Genomic DNA, 16,143 nt, shown 5'->3' with positions numbered 1-16,143 from the left:
AGTTACCCGCCGGGGCGCGGCCCTAAGCGGCGGCGCCGAAAAATAGTGGGGCGGGCCTACTCGTATTCCTGCACGGCCAAATACATGCTGGCATTGATGGGAAAGGAGTGCCACGTGGCCTCGCTTTTGTCGCGCACCACGGCCCGGTGTAGGGCCGACGGAAACGCGCCCGGCCCGCCAAACTTGGTGCTTGCGGGCGTCAGTTTTTCGCCCTGCAGCCACTGTATGCCGGCCGCTACGGTTTGGCCTTTGCGCAGCTGCACGTTGTAGGGCCGCAAATCAACACTGGCCCAACCGGTTTGGGCGCTGGGCACGGTAAACTGCACGTCCTGCGTCAGGAGCGGTTTGGTGGGTTTGCCGCCGACTACCTCGTAAAGCATAAAGCGCAGGCGCACGAGCTTAAACTCGTTTTGCTCGAGGTAAAAATGAAAGCCGTCGATGTAGCTGTTGCGCCGCACCGGTAGCACGGTGGCCACTTCCCAGCCGCGCTCGTCGTCGGCCAGCGCGCCAATGTCGCGGGTGGCGGTGCTCCAGTGGGCCATGCCGCTTTCCATTTTGCCGCCCAACGTGGCGGGGCGTACGCGGCCGTGCTTTACCCGAACCTCCGGCAACGGCTGGGTTAGCGGCGCCAACTCCCACGCTTGGGAGCGGTTGCGCAAGGCCTGCACAGTGGTACGGCACGAGTGGTAGCCAATGCAGGAGATTATAACCGAATCGGCGTCGGCAATGTCGGCTGGGGTTTTCAGGGCAAAATGACCCGCCGCGTCGGTGGTGGTGCCCACGGCTTTGCCTTTTACGCCAACAGTGGCAAATGCCACGCCATGGCCCGACGCCGCGGCCACTACCCGGCCCCCGAGTTGCTGGGCCTGCGCGGGCATGGCGGCACCTAGGAGGGTTGCAAACAAAATCGAACGGCCAAGCATACAGCGGAATGTTTTTGCCAAGAGTGACGGCGCACGCCAAAAGGTTGCGTGCGGTAAGGCGAAATGGATTTTTGCATTTCGGCGCACCCTGGCACCCGAATATTGCATCACGGCAATTATGCGGAACTCTGGCCCGTACCACGCGGTTGCCCTCAGGCAGCCCAGGGCCTAGTTGGGGCATTCCGTAGCAATTGCGGCCTCAAAGCGCTACCTTCGCGGTTGCATAAAGCCTTATTTAAAGCCGAGTGAAGAACATTCGCAATTTCTGCATCATCGCCCACATCGACCACGGCAAAAGCACGCTGGCCGACCGCCTGCTGGAATTTACCAGCACGGTGAGTCAGCGCGAGATGCAGGCGCAGCTGCTCGACAACATGGACCTGGAGCGGGAGCGGGGCATCACCATCAAGAGCCACGCCATCCAGATGCAATTCCCCTACAAAGGGGAAATGTATACGCTCAACCTAATTGATACTCCCGGCCACGTCGACTTCAGCTACGAAGTGTCGCGCTCCATTGCCGCCTGCGAAGGCGCCCTGCTGATCGTCGACGCCTCGCAAGGCATCGAAGCCCAAACCATTTCCAACCTGTACCTCGCCATCGGGGCCGATCTGGAAATCATTCCGGTGCTGAACAAGATCGACCTGCCCCACGCCATGCCGGAGGAGGTTTCCGATGAAATCGTGGACCTGATCGGCTGCAAGCACGAGGACATCATCCACGCTTCGGGCAAGGCCGGCATCGGCATCGAGGAAATCCTGAACGCCATTGTAGAGCGCATTCCGGCCCCTTCGGGCGACCCGGAAGCGCCCCTGCAGGCCCTTATTTTCGACTCGGTTTTCAACTCCTACCGCGGCATTGAAGTGCTGTTCCGCATCAAGAACGGCACCATGCGCAAGGGCGATAAGCTGCGCTTCCTGGCCACGGGCAAGGAGTACGGCGCCGACGAAATCGGGGTGCTGAAGCTTAACCAGGAGCCCCGCGGCGAAATGTCGGCCGGCAATGTAGGCTACCTGATTTCGGGCATTAAGGAAGCTCGCGAAGTAAAAGTAGGCGACACCATCACCCACGTAGCCCGTCCAACCCAAGAGGCGATTGTGGGCTTCGAGGACGTAAAGCCCATGGTATTCGCCGGCATTTACCCCGTTGATACCACCGAGTACGAAGAGTTGCGCTCCTGCATGGAAAAGCTGCAGCTTAACGACGCCTCGTTGGTGTGGGAGCCCGAAACCTCCGCGGCGCTGGGCTTCGGTTTCCGCTGCGGTTTCCTAGGTATGCTGCACATGGAAATTGTGCAGGAGCGCCTGGAGCGCGAGTTCAACATGACGGTGATTACCACCGTGCCCTCGGTGCAGTTCAAGGTCATCAGCAACCGCGACGAGCTGAAAATGGTATCGGCCCCGAGCGAAATGCCCGAGCCCAACCTCATCAAGCACATCGAGGAGCCCTACATCAAGGCGCAGATTATCACGGCGGCCGAGTTCGTGGGGCCCATCATTACGCTGTGCATGGAAAAGCGCGGCATTATCAAAGGCCAGTCGTACCTTACTTCGGAGCGGGTAGAGCTGTCGTTTGAGCTGCCGCTGTCGGAAATCGTGTTCGACTTCTTCGACAAGCTTAAAACCATTTCGCGCGGTTACGCCTCGCTCGACTACGAGCTGATCGGCTTCCGCCAGTCCGACATGGTGAAGCTCGACGTGATGCTCAACGGCGAGAAGGTCGACGCGCTGTCGGCCATTGTGCACCGCTCCAAGAGCTACGACTGGGGCAAGCGCCTCTGCGAAAAGCTTAAGGAATTGCTGCCGCGCCAAATGTTCGAAATTGCTATTCAGGCGGCCATCGGGCAGAAGATTGTGGCCCGCGAAACCGTGAAAGCCTTGCGCAAAAACGTAATTGCCAAATGTTACGGCGGCGACATTTCGCGTAAGCGCAAGCTGCTCGAAAAGCAGAAGGAAGGTAAGAAGCGGATGCGCCAAGTGGGCTCCGTGGAAATTCCGCAAGAAGCCTTCCTGGCAGTCCTCAAGATTGATTAATACCGAAAACGCGCCGCACTTGCGGCGCGTTTTTTCTTCCTTTTTCACTTCATACACTTCTTGCAAAAGCGCTGTGTGACCAACCCATCATCATGAACAACACACTGATCAAGAACTGTACGAGTGAAGCCCAACTGGAGCGCATCCGCCGTGGCCAAGAGCTGAAATTTCGTTGGCGCGACGATTGGCCGGTAATGGAGCAAGCCCTCCTTAAAGCCGGTCGCGAAGCCATTGCCCTCAACAACCAACCCCTAACCCAAACCCGGTAGTACAGATATAGCTATGACCACTGCCCCCGACGCCATTACCTACAAGCTGATTGACGGCAAGCAAACCGCCGAAAACATCAAGCGCGAAATTGCCACCGAAGTTGAACAGCTTAAGGCTGCCGGCCAAAAGGTGCCGCATTTGGCCGCTGTGCTAGTGGGCCACGACGGCGGCTCCGAAACCTACGTACGCAACAAGGTGCTGGCTTGTGAGGCAGTTGGGTTTACTTCTACGCTGCTGCGGTTCGAGGATGACATTACCGAGGCCGAACTGCTGCGCCTCGTAGACGACCTGAACAACGACCCGCAAATCGACGGGTTTATCGTGCAGTTGCCTTTGCCGAAGCACATCGACCCCAATAAGGTCATAGAGGCCATTAAGCCGGAGAAGGATGTCGATGGGTTTCACCCGATGAACATTGGCCGCATGGTGGCGGGCCTGCCGGCCCTGCTGCCGGCTACGCCCTCGGGCATAGTAGAACTTTTGCGTCGGTACGAGCTAACCACCGATGGCAAGCACTGCGTGGTAATTGGCCGCTCCAACATTGTAGGAACTCCGGTAAGCATACTGCTGGCTAAGAACTTGGAGCCTGGTAACTGCACCGTTACTTTATGCCACTCGCGCACGCAGGATTTGCCGAGCATCACCCGCACGGCCGATATTTTGGTGGCAGCCCTAGGTCGGCCGGGCTTTGTAACGGCCGACATGGTGAAGCCGGGCGCAGTGGTGATTGACGTAGGTACTACTCGGGTTGAGGATACCAGCAAGAAGAGCGGCTGGGCCCTGCGCGGCGACGTTGAATTTGCCTCGGTGGCTCCGCACGCCAGCTACATTACGCCCGTACCCGGGGGCGTGGGCCCCATGACGATTGCCATGTTGCTGCTGAACACTCTGCGCGCCGCAAAAGGCGAAATTTACCAAAAATAGCTTCGGCCCGGGCTGCCCGGGAATTGCCAAAGCCGTTGGCTTGTTTTAATTTTAATGTTGGGCCGCTTGGTGGCGAGATAATCCCGCAGAGGATGATTTCCGTTTACTCAGCGGCCCGACTTATTTCTTTTGCGCTTACCGTACCGTTTTGACTTACCCGCAGCTTACCGTTTTGTCGCCTGCCCCGCTGGCACCGGCCGCGCTGGCCTTGCCCGTGATGGAGCAGTTTTATACCATCCAGGGCGAAGGCGCCAACGCCGGTCGGGCGGCCTATTTTATTCGCCTGGGTGGGTGCGATGTAGGCTGCCACTGGTGCGATGTGAAGGAGTCGTGGGACGCTGAGGCGCACCCGCGTTTTAGCATTGAAAGCTTGATAGCCGAGGTACAGCAGCACCCTGGCCGCAACGTGGTGATTACCGGCGGCGAGCCGCTCATGCACGACCTAGGCCCCCTGACGCAGGCTTTGCACGCGGCCGGCTGCCAAACCTGGATTGAAACTTCCGGTGCTCATCCGCTTTCCGGCAACTGGGACTGGATCTGCGTTTCGCCCAAAAAATTCAAAGCGCCGCTGCCCGAGGTGTTGCAACACGCCCATGAGCTAAAGGTGGTGGTGTTCAACAAAAGCGACTTTGCCTGGGCCGAGCAACACGCTGCCATGGTGGGCCCCAACTGCCGCCTGTACTTGCAACCCGAGTGGAGCAAGGCTGCAATCGTCACCCCGCTTATCATCGATTACGTGAAGCAGCACCCGCAATGGCAGGTGTCGTTGCAAACGCACAAGTACCTCGATATTCCATAGCCACCTTGCCCATGCGCCGTTTGCTGCTACCCCTTGCGGTTGTAGCTGCCGGTAGCCTGCTGCCCCTGCAACAAGCTGCCGCGCAAGCTCAGGTACCCATAGCCAATACCAAAGCCCGCAGCTTGTGGGACAAAGCGCAGCAGCAAGTCAAGGACCGGGACTTTGCCAAGGCACTGGAAACGCTCACCACCCTGAACCAGAAGTTTCCTTCCTTGGCGGAAGGGTATTTGCTGAAGGGGCAGCTGTATAAGGCCATGGGCGAAACGCGCCCAGCCTACGAAGCTTACCGCGAAGGCGTTGAGAAATTAGCTTTTACGCCCGCCCGTATGAACGATTACTTCAACCTGGGCGAACTGGCCATTGGGCTGGGCGAGTACCAGGTAGCAAAATCGGCATACGAGAATTACCTGAAAGCGGCGCCTAAAGGGCAGCGCTACATTGGCCGGGCTCAACTTCAACTCAAGAATTGCGAGTTTGCCATTGGCTCCATGGCCAATCCCGTGGGGCAGGTGCCCGAGCGCCTCGGAGCTCCGCTCAATACGTTTCGGTTTCAATATTTCCCCGCCGTCACGGCCGACAACCGCTTTTTCGTGTATACGGCCCGCAAAACGGCCGACTCCGACGAAGACATAGTGGTGAGCAAGCTGGAAAAAGATGGCTCCTTTGGCGAGCCGGCGCTGATTTCGGCTTCTATCAATTCGCAATTCAACGAAGGTGCCGGTACGATTTCCGGCGACGGCAAAACGCTGGTTTTTGCTTCCTGCGACCGGCCGGGGTCTATCGGCAATTGCGACTTGTACATTTCGCGGCGCACGGGCAACGCCTGGAGTAAGCCCCGCAACCTAGGACGCAACGTAAACTCAGCCAACTGGGACTCGCAGCCCACATTGTCGGCCGACGGGCGTACGCTGTACTTCACATCGGACCGGCGTGGCGGGCAGGGCAAGGAGGACATCTACGTCACCACCCTGCAAGAAGACGGCACCTGGAGCCTGGCCCGCAACCTAGGAGCCCCCGTCAACACGCCTGGCATGGACATGGCGCCCTTCATTCATGCCAGCGGTACCACGTTGTACTATGTCACCAACGGCCTCGTGGGCATGGGCGGGCTTGATATTTACAAGAGCAGCCTGGTAGGTGGCAAGTGGCAGGAGCCCCAAAACCTAGGGTACCCACTGAACACCTACGAAAACGAGGCCTCGCTTTTTATCTCTTCGGATAACCGCCGCGGGTTTTGCTCGCGCACGCGGCCGGCCGAGGCTGCGGTAGCCGAGCGCGACCGGCCCGTGGAACTGTTCGGGTTTGAGGTACCCAAGCAAGTTCGCTCGCAGGAGCAGAGCACGTACGCGCAGGGCCGGGTGTTCGACGCCGTCACGAAAAAGCCGTTGCAAGCCGATGTGCAGCTATACGACCTGCGCACCGACGAGCTAACGCAGTCCGTTACCAGCGACCCGGTTGAGGGCGATTACACCGTGGTGCTGAACGAGGGCCACCAGTACGGCATGTACGCCGTGGCCGACAAGTACCTCATGAAAAGCCTGAACTTCGACTACTCCGACAAGCGTAGCTTCGACCCGTTGACGCTGGATATTTACCTCGAGCCCGTGAAGGCAGGGCGCAGCATTGTGCTCAACAACCTGTTTTTCGATACCAAGCAGTACGCCTTAAAGCCCAACTCGAAGACGGAGCTCAACCGCCTCATCAAATTCATGGGCCAATACCCAAGCATTCAGGTAGAAATATCGGGTCACACCGACGACGTGGGTACCGACTCGGACAACCTCGTGCTGTCGAAAAACCGCGCTAAATCGGTGTATAACTACCTGGTAGAGCACGGGGTAAAGGCCGACAGGCTTCGTTTCAAGGGTTTCGGCGAAACCAAGCCGCTAGCGCCTAATACATCCGAAGAAAACCGGCAACAAAACCGCCGCATCGAGCTCAGTATTCTGTAGTCAATATCCTCAACTTTCTAGGTTAAGTACCAAAGCTAGCTCCAAACGGGGCTGGCTTTTTTGTTTGTTACGCGCTCAATTGTGCTTTGCAGTGGGCATTGTACCAAGGCTGCATAATAATCTAATAACGAGACCAATGTACTTCTTACGTGCAAGGCTTACGCGAGAATAGTTATAATTTTTCTTTTTTATTTTAAATTTATATCTACATTTGGGCCAGGTCGAAACTCATCCGTGACGGCTGTTTTCATCCTCGAATTTTCAAATCAACTCCTTGTACATGCACACACGCTACACTCACTTCTCTTTAAACAGTCACCAAACCCACTTCACCAACTCCACATGAAAAAGCTCCTTTTACTCGCGGGTCTGGCATTCGGAATTCAACTGGCCGTACGGGCCTCTGATCCGGAGCACGAAACCCCTAATGGGCTGAATTCGCGCGCAACGGCCCTTACGCGGGCCATGGCCGGTAAAATTCGTCTCGACGAGGGCCAGTACGTCAAGCTGAAGCAGCTGAACCTGCGCATGCTCGCCACCATGGACGACTTGAAGGAACGCTTTGCCGCCGACCCCGAAATCCGGGACGTGCGCATGGCCGAAGCCCAAGTAAGCTACAACATGGAGCTGGCCCTGATGCTTCGCCCGGCTCAGCTTACGGCGATGCAGAAAAGCCAGGAAACCATGACCGCCCTAGGTTCCATCAGCCAACAGTAACCCAGGCAGGAGGGCTCCGCCTCGCTCACGGGCGGAGCCACCCCGCCGACCTCACCCAGCATTTCCCAACCCGATCATCTCCACCGTTATGAAAAAGCTTGTTTACCTGCTCGCGTTTGCATTGCCGCTGTGCTTCGCCCAAGTGGCCAGCGCCTCCGACGACAACAACACGCTACATGGCCGCGCCACCAAGCTCACGCGCCAATTGGCCGACAAAGTGCCGCTTAACGAAGCCCAATTTGTAAAGGTGCGTCGCCTGAACCTCGATATGCTTTCGGCCACGCAAACCCTCAAAGAGAAATACGCCAACGACCCAGCCCAGCTTGACGTGGCCCTGGCCGAACTCCAGGACCGCTACGAGTGGGACATGGCCTCTGTGCTGTGGCCGCGCCAAATGGTTGCCTACCGCCAAACCAAGGCGAACATGACGGCAATGGATAACTCGTCGTCGAGCCGCTAACCGCTACCGGCCGAAACGCAAAAACGCCAGCCTGGCAGGGCTGGCGTTTCTGTTTTGGGGCTAGCAGTACTTAGCCGCGCTGGTTTAGCGGGGTGTAGTTACGCTCTTTTTCGCCCACGTAAATCTGGCGCGGACGGCCGATCGGCTCTTTGTTCTCGCGCATTTCTTTCCACTGGGCAATCCAGCCGGGGAGGCGGCCCATGGCAAACATCACCGTGAACATTTCCGTCGGGATGCCGATGGCTTTGTAGATGATGCCCGAGTAGAAATCTACGTTCGGGTACAGCTTGCGCTTGATGAAGTACTCGTCGGTGAGGGCGGCTTGCTCCAGCTCCTTGGCAATCTTCAGCAGCGGGCTGTCTTCGAGGCCTAGGGCTGCCAGCACTTCGTCGGCCGCCTTCTTGATAATGGTGGCACGCGGGTCGAAGTTTTTGTACACGCGGTGACCGAAGCCCATCAGACGGAACGAGTCGTTCGGGTCTTTGGCTTTGTCAACCCATTTCTGGGTGTTGCCGCCGTCCTGCTGAATGGCTTCCAGCATTTCGATAACCTCCTGGTTGGCACCGCCGTGCAGCGGGCCCCACAAGGCGCAGATGCCCGCCGAAACCGACGAGTACAGCGAGGCGTTGGCCGAGCCCACCATGCGCACCGTCGAGGTCGAGCAGTTTTGCTCGTGGTCGGCGTGCAGGATTAGCAGCTTGTTCAAGGCGTTCGTAACCACGGGGTTGACTTCGTAGTCCTCCGTCGGGAAAGCGAACATCATGTGCAGGAAGTTCGACACGTAGTCGAGCTTGTTCTTGGGGTAGTTTACGGGGTGGCCCACCGAGTTCTTGTACGACCACGCCGCCAGCGTCGAGATTTTGGCAATCAGGCGCTTGATGTTCAGGTTTACCTCGTCCTGGCTCTGGTTCGGGTCGAGCGACTCGGGGTAGAAGGCCGTGAGGGCCGACACCAGCGACGAAAGCACGCCCATGGGGTGCGCGCCCGACGGGAAGCCGTCGAAAATCTTGCGCACGTCCTCGTGTACGAGGGTGTGGCGCATGATCTGGCTGTTGAAGTCGGTGAGTTCCTGCTCGCTCGGCAACTTGCCGTAGATCAGCAGGTAAGCCACTTCCATGAACGTCGACTGCTCGGCCAGCTGCTCGATGGGGTAGCCACGGTAGCGCAGAATGCCTTCTTCGCCGTCGAGGAAGGTAATAGCGCTTTTGGTAGCGCCGGTGTTTTTGTAGCCCGAATCCAGCGTGACGTAGCCCGTCTGGTCGCGGAGTTTGTTGATGTCGAGGGCTTTTTCGTTCTCGGTGCCTTCCACGACCGGCAGCTGATAAGTTTGGCCGTCGAGGATAATTTCAGCAGTTTCTGCCATTACAAACAGATTAGTGGACAGGAGTGGGTGCGTACAAAGGCGAAGTACGCAATTAGGCTGTTGTCGTACAACCTAAAGATGCAATTGCACGTGGCCAGGTGTAGTACAAATAAAGCTGCCGGGTTGTTTCGGCTTGAATGCCAGCCAGAACCTATCAAGTATTGGGTAGCGAATTAAAAAATATTTAAGCTATAATCGGCTGCCGCTAGCTGCCTTGCTGCCGCCCCGGGCGCCCCCGGCCCCGCATTTGGGTTGCGCCACGGGCGGGAGCGTAAGCGCCGGTGCAATTGCTTGTTGCACTATCCGACATTGGCCCGCACATGAACTACAATCACCTTGGAACATCGGCACTGCGCGTAAGCGAAATCGGGTTCGGCTGCATGTCGCTCACGCTCGATCAGGCTTACAGTTCGCAGCTGTTGCGCAGTGCTTTCGAGCAGGGCATCAACTTTTTCGATACAGCCGACTTATACGACCAAGGCCAAAACGAAATACTCGTTGGGGCCGCGCTCCGCGACGTTCGCAGCAAAGTAATCATTGCCACCAAAGTAGGCAACCAATGGCGCTCCGACGGCAGCGGCTGGGATTGGAACCCAAGCAAGGCACACATCTTACAAGCCGTGGAACACAGCCTCCGGCGCCTGGGCACCGATTACATTGACTTGTACCAACTGCACGGCGGCACTATCGACGACCCCATCGACGAGACGATAGAAGCGTTTGAAATGCTGCAGCAGCAAGGAAAAATACGGTACTACGGCATTTCGTCCATTCGGCCCAATGTTATCCGAGCGTACGCCGAGCGTTCGAATGCAACGAGCGTGATGATGCAGTACAGCCTGCTCGACCGCCGACCCGAGGAAACGTGCCTGCCACTGCTTGAGCAAAAGCAAATAAGCGTGCTGGCCCGCGGCAGCCTTGCCCAAGGCCTGCTGCTGGGCAAAGCACCCCAAGCGTACCTAGGGCACTCGGCCGAACAAGTAGCGAAAGCAGCCGAAGTGTTGCAGCAAGTGGCAGGCCATCAACGCAGTGCCGCCTCCGCTACGGTGCGCTGGGTGTTGCAGAAGCCTGCGGTGGCCTCGGCCGTAATCGGCATTCGTTCGGAAGCCCACTTGCACGAGGCGCTGGCCGCCGGCCATGCCAAAGCGCTAATCCACGAAGAATTAACCACGTTGCGCCAAACTGTGCCGGCGTTGCGATATGAACAACACCGCTAACGCCACCTAGGCCGGCGGCTTATTTGCCGATGCAAAAGCGCGTGAAGATGCTGCCCAGCAAATCGTCGGTGCTGATGTCGCCGGTGATTTCGCCAAGGGCACCTAGGGCGCGGCGCAAATCGGAGGCCACCAGCTCGGTGCCGAGGCCATGATGCAAACCGCTCTGTACGGCACCTAGGGCCTCCAGCGCCACCTCCAGCGAGCGGGCATGGCGCAAGTTGGTTACTATGGTGGCGGCGCCGGCATCGAGTCCTTCGCGCCGCACGGTGGCCAGTAACCGTTCGCGCAGGGCGTCGAGCCCATCGTGGTTGGCCGCCGAAAGCAACAGCAACGCGGGGTGAGCTGCCTGCATGGCCGCTACCGCCGAGGCGGGGGCTTCGTCGAGCTTGTTGCCAACGAGCAACAGGTGGGCACCGGCAGGCAGCGGCAGTGCCGCAACATCGGCGGCTACTTCGGCGGGGGTAGCGGTGGCCAAATCGAACAGGTAAAGCACCACGGCGGCTTGCTGCACGCGTTGGCGGGTGCGCTCTACGCCCATTGCCTCAACGGTATCCGTGGTTTCGCGCAAACCGGCCGTATCCACAAACCGAAACTTGATGCCCTCAAGGCTCACTTCGTCCTCGATAAAGTCGCGCGTAGTGCCCGGTATGGCCGATACAATGGCGCGTTCCTCGTTCAGCAAGGCATTGAGCAGGGTGCTTTTGCCGGCGTTCGGGCGCCCGGCAATAACCGTCGTAACGCCGTTCTTGATGACGTTGCCCAGCTCAAACGAACGCAGCAAGCGCTGCACCAGCGTCTGTACCTCGATGAGCAGGCGCTGCAGGCCTGTGCGGTCGGCAAACTCCACGTCTTCTTCGCCAAAGTCTAGCTCTAGCTCCAGCAAGGCGGCAAAGTCGATAAGCCGTTGGCGTAGGTCTTTCAGCTCGCGCGAAAAACCGCCGCGCATTTGGTTAAGCGCCACGCGGTGCTGCAGGGCCGAGTCGGCGGCAATAAGGTCGGCTACGGCTTCGGCCTGGGCCAAATCGAGGGCGCCGTGCAGGAAAGCCCGCTTGGTAAATTCGCCCGGCTCGGCTAGGCGGGCGCCGCGGCGCACCAGCAAGGCCAGCAGTTCGCGCACAATGTAATCGGAGCCGTGGGTGCTGATTTCGATTACGTCTTCGCGCGTGTAAGAGTGCGGCCCCCGAAACAGGCTCACAACCACTTCGTCGAGCAGGCGCTCGGCGTCCCGAATGGTACCGTAGTGCAGCGTGTGTCCCGGCTGGTCGGCCAGCTTCTTGCCCCGAAATACCTCATCGGTGAGGCTGATGGCGGCCGGGCCCGAAAGGCGGATTACGGCAATGGCACCCGCGCCGGACGGCGTGGAAAGCGCAACAATGGTATCGGAAAGAGCAGGTGGCAGCACGGCGGAAGCAGGAATAATCGAGCCTGAGGAAAAGCTAAGCGGTAACGTATAGGTTGCGGCTCACTTCGGCTGATATTTGGGTTTTTGGTGCTTGGTTGATGCTAATCTCTAGCGAGTTGTCGAAGGATATCTTGTCCAGTACTTTAACCTCGCAACCCAAGCCTAGGCCTACTTTGTTGAGGTACTGCAGGAAGGGCTGGGAGGTATTCTTCACGGCCACGAGCAAGCCGCTTTGGCCGGGCTGCAGCTCCGAGAGCAACAAGTGCTCGGGGCGGTGCATCTCGCCGTCCTCGCGCGGTATCGGGTCCCCGTGCGGGTCGACCTGCGGAAAGCCCAAGAACTGATCGAGGCGGCGCACCAACAGGGGCGAGCTGATGTGCTCCATCTCTTCGGCCACTTCGTGCACCTCGTCCCAGGCAAAGCCCAGCTTCTGCACCAGAAAAACCTCCCACAGGCGGTGCTTGCGAATGGTTAGCAAAGCAAGCCGCCTGCCCTCGGGCGTGAGCAATACCCCGCGGTAGCGCTGGTAGCTCAGCAAGCCTTTTTCACCTAGGCGGCGCAGCATGTCGGTAACCGAGGCCGGGCGGGTGTGCAGCACCTCGGCTATGCGGTTGGTGCTTACTTCGGCGCCGGGCTCGGCTTCGGACAGCTTGTAGATGGCCTTTAAGTAGTTTTCCTCGGTGTGGCTGGGCAAGGCTTTGCGAAATCTGAATTAGCAATAACGAATTCTGGCTAGGGTTGGCAGAGCTCGGGGCAAAGGTCCCAAAAAAAAGCGAGGCCGACGTAATCCGTCGACCTCGCGCAATGACGCTGCATTTCAACCGCAGCATACCGGAGCTAATGCTACCACTTGATAAGCGCCGATGCCCAGGTAAAGCCCGAGCCGAATGCGGCCAAGCACACCAGGTCGCCGCGCTTGATGCGGCCGGCCTGCAGGGCCTCGCTCAGGGCCAGGGGTACCGAGGCGGCGGTGGTGTTGCCGTACCGCTGAATGTTGCTGAACACCTTGTCTTCGCCGAGGCCCATCTTTTGGCCCACGTACTGGGTAATGCGCAAATTGGCTTGGTGCGGAATCAGTTGGTCGATGTCGGAAGCTTGGTAGCCGTTGGCGTTGAGGGCTTCCATGATTACCTCGGGGAAGCGCGTTACGGCGTGTTTGAACACGGTATTCCCGTTCATGTAGGGGTACATGGTTTCGGGGTTGTCGAGCACTACTTGCACGCGGTTGTCCTTGTTTGAGCCGGGCTCCACGGTAATCAGCTCCTCGGCAAACTCGCCCTGCGCGTGCAGGTGCGTGCTCAAAATGCCGTGGCCTTCGCGGGTGCTGGGGCGCAGTACAACGGCGCCGGCGCCGTCGCCAAAAATTACCGACACGCCCCGGCCGCGGGTGCTCTTGTCGAGGCCCGAGGAGTGAATTTCGGAGCCTACCACCAGCACGGTATCGTACATGCCGGTTTTGATGAACTGATCGGCTACCGACAAGGCGTAGATGAAGCCCGAGCACTGGTTGCGCACGTCGATGGCCGGGATGTTCTCCTTAATACCCAGTTCGCGCTGCAGCAATACGCCCGAACCCGGAAACACGTAATCGGGCGAGAGCGTGGCAAACACAATCAACTGCACGTCCTCGGGCGTCAGGCCGGCTTGCTCCAGGGCCATGCGCGAGGCGTTAGCGCCCATGTTGGCGGTGGTGTCTTGGCCTTCGTTGAACCAGCGGCGCTGTTGGATTCCGGTGCGTTCCTGAATCCACGCGTCGGTGGTTTCCATCATTTGTTCGAGGTCGGCGTTGGTAACCACGCGCGAGGGTACGTAGTGGCCTACGCCGGCAATTTCAGAGCTACGGAGTTGGGGCATGATGATGGGGGTGTGGGTTGGGGTCGGGGCGGGGAAAGCGCGCAAAAAGGCGTCAAAGATAATAACTAGTGCCGCGCTTACAACGCAGCGCCTAGGTGGCTAGTTGCCGCCCGGGGTGGCGGCAGGGCGGCAGCCACGGCGGCAAGCAGGCGCGGCGCTTCGCTCTGCCACAGCGCGTCGGCCGCGGGCCCGGCCGGGTAGTACTTTTCGTTGATGAGCGCGCAAGCTAATTGCTCAAGTTCGTCGGCGTTCAGCAAAGCATCAAAAAGTACGACGCAGCCCGCTGAGAGCCGCCGGATTTCAGTTGCCCACAGCTGGTTGGGCGGTATCAGCACGGGCAACGCATTGGCCATGTACTCATAAAGCTTAGTCGGAATGCAACGCCAAGTACTGGGGTGCGGCTGGTAGGGCAGCAGCCCTAGGTGGTGCTGGCCGATGGCAGCCACAATAGCCGCGTGCGGCACGGGTTCGGCACCGCCGATGAGCGTAAGCCAGCTGTGGTTGGCGGACGCAAGCTGCTGCAACCGCTGCAACTCGGCCGGTTGCTGGCAGTACCCAATGATGGTAAGCTGCAAGCGGGGCCAAACGGTGCGTAGCTGGTCGGCAAACCGGATGGCATCGAACACTCCCGTAAGGGTGGATAACGTGCCCGAAAACAACAAGCGCAGCGGCTGTTCCCTAGGTGGTAGGCTAATAGGAAAGCGCGCGGCGGCAGGCAAAGACGCGTTTGGCGGTGCTACGTACTTGTTCTCAAGCACTAGGGTATGCTGCCGGGGCAAGTAGCCAAGCTCCTCGGCGTAGCTGCGCTCGGCCAGCAACACAGCGGCCGCGCGGCGCATGGCGGCTTTTTCGATTGCCGCAACACCGTTGGCCAGCAGGCGTTTCAGCCAGCCGCGGTACACCTGCTGCGTGCGGATGTTGAGGGCGTAGTTCTCGCGTACGTCGTACACGAACGCACGCTTGGGCTCGAACCAGCGCCACAGTAAGGTAGCGGGCAGCAGCTCGGGGGCGTGCGCTATCACCAGGTCGGGCTGCAGTTGCTGCAGCCTTTGCCAGTAGCGCCACTGCGCTGCCAGGCGACCTAGGGAAAGGCGGTAACCGCTGAAGATGGGGTGCAGCCCAATGACCGCAGGTGGGGCGCCCACTTTGCTAGCACGGCCGGCAATGTGTACCGCATACCCGGCCTCGGCTAAGGTGCGCCCAAACTTCTCGTACATGCGCGTATCGTCGACGGGCTTGAGCACCGAAGCCAATAAAACGACAGGAGCAGGGCGCGAAGAGGGATGCACAAGGCCAAACGTACTACTTTCGCGCGGCCGTACGCAACACGCGGCTGTTTTACCTCTACACTGAGCTACCATGACCGACACGCATTCTCTCATCGAAGCCGCCTGGAACGACCGCAGCCTACTGCAGGATGCAACCACGCAAGAGGCCATTCGGACCGTAATTGAACACCTCGACCGCGGCCAGCTGCGCGTGGCCGAACCCAAGGAAGACGGCACCTGGCAGGTAAACGACTGGGTGAAGAAAGCCGTTATCCTGTACTTCCCGCTGCAGCAAATGCAAACCACCGAGCTGGGCATTTTCGAGTTTCACGACAAAATGAAGCTCAAGACGAACTACGCCCAGCAGCAAGTGCGCGTGGTGCCGCCGGCCGTAGCGCGTTACGGCGCTTTCCTGGCGCCGGGTGTCATCATGATGCCCTCGTACGTAAACATTGGCGCCTACGTGGGCGAAGGCACCATGGTCGACACCTGGGCTACCGTGGGCTCGTGCGCGCAGGTAGGCTCGCACGTGCACCTTTCGGGTGGAGTAGGCCTTGGGGGCGTGCTCGAGCCGGTGCAGGCCGCACCCGTAATCGTAGAAGACGGCGCGTTCATTGGCTCGCGCTGCATCTTGGTTGAAGGTTGCCACATCGGCAAAGAAGCCGTAATCGGCGCTGGCGTAACCATTACCGGCAGCACGCGCATCATCGACGTCAGCACGCCCGAGGGCAAAGAGTACCGGGGCTACGTACCGCCGCGCTCGGTGGTAATTCCGGGTTCGTTGCCCAAGCAGTTCCCGGCCGGCGAGTTCCAAGTGCCGTGCGCGCTCATCATCGGCCAGCGCAAGCCCAGCACCGACCTCAAAACCTCCCTCAACGACGCACTGCGCGAGCACAACGTGGCCGTGTAGCATTGGTCGCCCAACAACAAAAAAGCCCGGCCTAGGTGGCCGGGCTTTTTT

15 protein-coding genes are annotated in these 16,143 nt (G+C 59.1%); 9 read left to right on the top strand and 6 right to left on the bottom strand.

Features of this window, described 5'->3' with window-relative positions:
* Positions 1-56: 56 nt before the first annotated feature.
* Positions 57-923: a carboxypeptidase-like regulatory domain-containing protein gene (locus D3Y59_RS04855; protein ID WP_162910554.1), complete on the bottom strand. Its 867-nt coding sequence runs from the start codon at positions 921-923 to the stop codon at positions 57-59.
* 245 nt (positions 924-1,168) lie between these two features.
* On the opposite strand from D3Y59_RS04855, the gene lepA reads away from it, so the two are divergent.
* From lepA to D3Y59_RS04825, 7 genes are all read left to right on the top strand, one after another.
* Complete coding sequence (gene lepA, locus D3Y59_RS04850; RefSeq protein ID WP_119444023.1) at positions 1,169-2,956, top strand: translation elongation factor 4; 1,788 nt, start codon at positions 1,169-1,171, stop codon at positions 2,954-2,956.
* 92 nt (positions 2,957-3,048) lie between these two features.
* A complete protein-coding gene (locus D3Y59_RS18205) occupies positions 3,049-3,225 on the top strand; it encodes a hypothetical protein (protein WP_162910553.1) in 177 nt (58 codons plus the stop codon).
* A 13-nt stretch (positions 3,226-3,238) separates the two neighbouring features.
* Positions 3,239-4,150, top strand: a complete 912-nt coding sequence (locus D3Y59_RS04845) for a bifunctional 5,10-methylenetetrahydrofolate dehydrogenase/5,10-methenyltetrahydrofolate cyclohydrolase (RefSeq protein ID WP_119444022.1) — start codon at positions 3,239-3,241, stop codon at positions 4,148-4,150.
* A 217-nt stretch (positions 4,151-4,367) separates the two neighbouring features.
* Complete coding sequence (locus tag D3Y59_RS04840) at positions 4,368-4,949, top strand: 7-carboxy-7-deazaguanine synthase QueE (RefSeq protein ID WP_119446330.1); 582 nt, start codon at positions 4,368-4,370, stop codon at positions 4,947-4,949.
* Between the two features lie 11 nt (positions 4,950-4,960).
* Positions 4,961-6,901: an OmpA family protein gene (locus D3Y59_RS04835; RefSeq protein ID WP_119444021.1), complete on the top strand. Its 1,941-nt coding sequence runs from the start codon at positions 4,961-4,963 to the stop codon at positions 6,899-6,901.
* A 342-nt stretch (positions 6,902-7,243) separates the two neighbouring features.
* Positions 7,244-7,618 carry a hypothetical protein gene (locus D3Y59_RS04830; RefSeq protein ID WP_162910552.1) on the top strand — a complete coding sequence of 125 codons (375 nt, stop codon included), beginning with the start codon at positions 7,244-7,246 and terminating at the stop codon, positions 7,616-7,618.
* Positions 7,619-7,706: 88 nt separating this feature from the next.
* On the top strand, positions 7,707-8,078 hold the full coding sequence (locus tag D3Y59_RS04825; RefSeq protein ID WP_119444019.1) for a hypothetical protein: 372 nt from the start codon (positions 7,707-7,709) through the stop codon (positions 8,076-8,078).
* A 70-nt stretch (positions 8,079-8,148) separates the two neighbouring features.
* Here the strand turns inward: D3Y59_RS04825 and D3Y59_RS04820 are convergent, their stop codons facing one another.
* A complete protein-coding gene (locus D3Y59_RS04820) occupies positions 8,149-9,441 on the bottom strand; it encodes a citrate synthase (protein ID WP_119444018.1) in 1,293 nt (430 codons plus the stop codon).
* Positions 9,442-9,761: 320 nt separating this feature from the next.
* On the opposite strand from D3Y59_RS04820, the gene D3Y59_RS04815 reads away from it, so the two are divergent.
* Positions 9,762-10,658 (top strand): aldo/keto reductase, encoded by an 897-nt coding sequence (locus tag D3Y59_RS04815; protein WP_119444017.1) that lies wholly within the window; start codon positions 9,762-9,764, stop codon positions 10,656-10,658.
* Between the two features lie 19 nt (positions 10,659-10,677).
* On the opposite strand, the gene mnmE is transcribed toward D3Y59_RS04815, so the two are convergent.
* From mnmE to D3Y59_RS04795, 4 genes are all read right to left on the bottom strand, one after another.
* On the bottom strand, positions 10,678-12,060 hold the full coding sequence (mnmE, locus tag D3Y59_RS04810; RefSeq protein ID WP_394340469.1) for a tRNA uridine-5-carboxymethylaminomethyl(34) synthesis GTPase MnmE: 1,383 nt from the start codon (positions 12,058-12,060) through the stop codon (positions 10,678-10,680).
* Between the two features lie 34 nt (positions 12,061-12,094).
* Positions 12,095-12,754, bottom strand: a complete 660-nt coding sequence (locus D3Y59_RS04805; RefSeq protein WP_119444016.1) for a metal-dependent transcriptional regulator — start codon at positions 12,752-12,754, stop codon at positions 12,095-12,097.
* A 149-nt stretch (positions 12,755-12,903) separates the two neighbouring features.
* Complete coding sequence (locus D3Y59_RS04800; protein ID WP_119444015.1) at positions 12,904-13,914, bottom strand: 3-oxoacyl-ACP synthase III family protein; 1,011 nt, start codon at positions 13,912-13,914, stop codon at positions 12,904-12,906.
* A gap of 77 nt (positions 13,915-13,991) precedes the next feature.
* Positions 13,992-15,203 (bottom strand): glycosyltransferase, encoded by a 1,212-nt coding sequence (locus D3Y59_RS04795; RefSeq protein ID WP_162910551.1) that lies wholly within the window; start codon positions 15,201-15,203, stop codon positions 13,992-13,994.
* Between the two features lie 70 nt (positions 15,204-15,273).
* Between D3Y59_RS04795 and D3Y59_RS04790 the strand changes: the two genes are divergently transcribed.
* Positions 15,274-16,092 (top strand): 2,3,4,5-tetrahydropyridine-2,6-dicarboxylate N-succinyltransferase, encoded by an 819-nt coding sequence (locus D3Y59_RS04790; protein WP_119444014.1) that lies wholly within the window; start codon positions 15,274-15,276, stop codon positions 16,090-16,092.
* Positions 16,093-16,143: the final 51 nt, after the last annotated feature.

The sequence above is a fragment of the Hymenobacter oligotrophus genome (assembly GCF_003574965.1).
Classification (GTDB): domain Bacteria; phylum Bacteroidota; class Bacteroidia; order Cytophagales; family Hymenobacteraceae; genus Solirubrum; species Solirubrum oligotrophum.
Note: the sequence above shows the minus strand (reverse complement) of the source record. Positions and strands in the feature narration are given on the sequence as shown.

What these genes read in the sequence shown, in the direction of transcription:
- D3Y59_RS04790 (WP_119444014.1), top strand. Translation starts at nt 15,274, where the DNA reads ATGACCGACACGCATTCTCTCATCGAAGCCGCCTGGAACGACCGCAGC.
- D3Y59_RS04840 (WP_119446330.1), top strand. Translation starts at nt 4,368, where the DNA reads ATGGAGCAGTTTTATACCATCCAGGGCGAAGGCGCCAACGCCGGTCGG.
- D3Y59_RS04845 (WP_119444022.1), top strand. Translation starts at nt 3,239, where the DNA reads ATGACCACTGCCCCCGACGCCATTACCTACAAGCTGATTGACGGCAAG.
- D3Y59_RS04815 (WP_119444017.1), top strand. Translation starts at nt 9,762, where the DNA reads ATGAACTACAATCACCTTGGAACATCGGCACTGCGCGTAAGCGAAATC.
- D3Y59_RS04830 (WP_162910552.1), top strand. Translation starts at nt 7,244, where the DNA reads ATGAAAAAGCTCCTTTTACTCGCGGGTCTGGCATTCGGAATTCAACTG.
- D3Y59_RS04800 (WP_119444015.1), bottom strand. Translation starts at nt 13,914, where the DNA reads ATGCCCCAACTCCGTAGCTCTGAAATTGCCGGCGTAGGCCACTACGTA.
- D3Y59_RS04835 (WP_119444021.1), top strand. Translation starts at nt 4,961, where the DNA reads ATGCGCCGTTTGCTGCTACCCCTTGCGGTTGTAGCTGCCGGTAGCCTG.
- D3Y59_RS04825 (WP_119444019.1), top strand. Translation starts at nt 7,707, where the DNA reads ATGAAAAAGCTTGTTTACCTGCTCGCGTTTGCATTGCCGCTGTGCTTC.
- D3Y59_RS04820 (WP_119444018.1), bottom strand. Translation starts at nt 9,441, where the DNA reads ATGGCAGAAACTGCTGAAATTATCCTCGACGGCCAAACTTATCAGCTG.
- D3Y59_RS04855 (WP_162910554.1), bottom strand. Translation starts at nt 923, where the DNA reads ATGCTTGGCCGTTCGATTTTGTTTGCAACCCTCCTAGGTGCCGCCATG.
- D3Y59_RS18205 (WP_162910553.1), top strand. Translation starts at nt 3,049, where the DNA reads ATGAACAACACACTGATCAAGAACTGTACGAGTGAAGCCCAACTGGAG.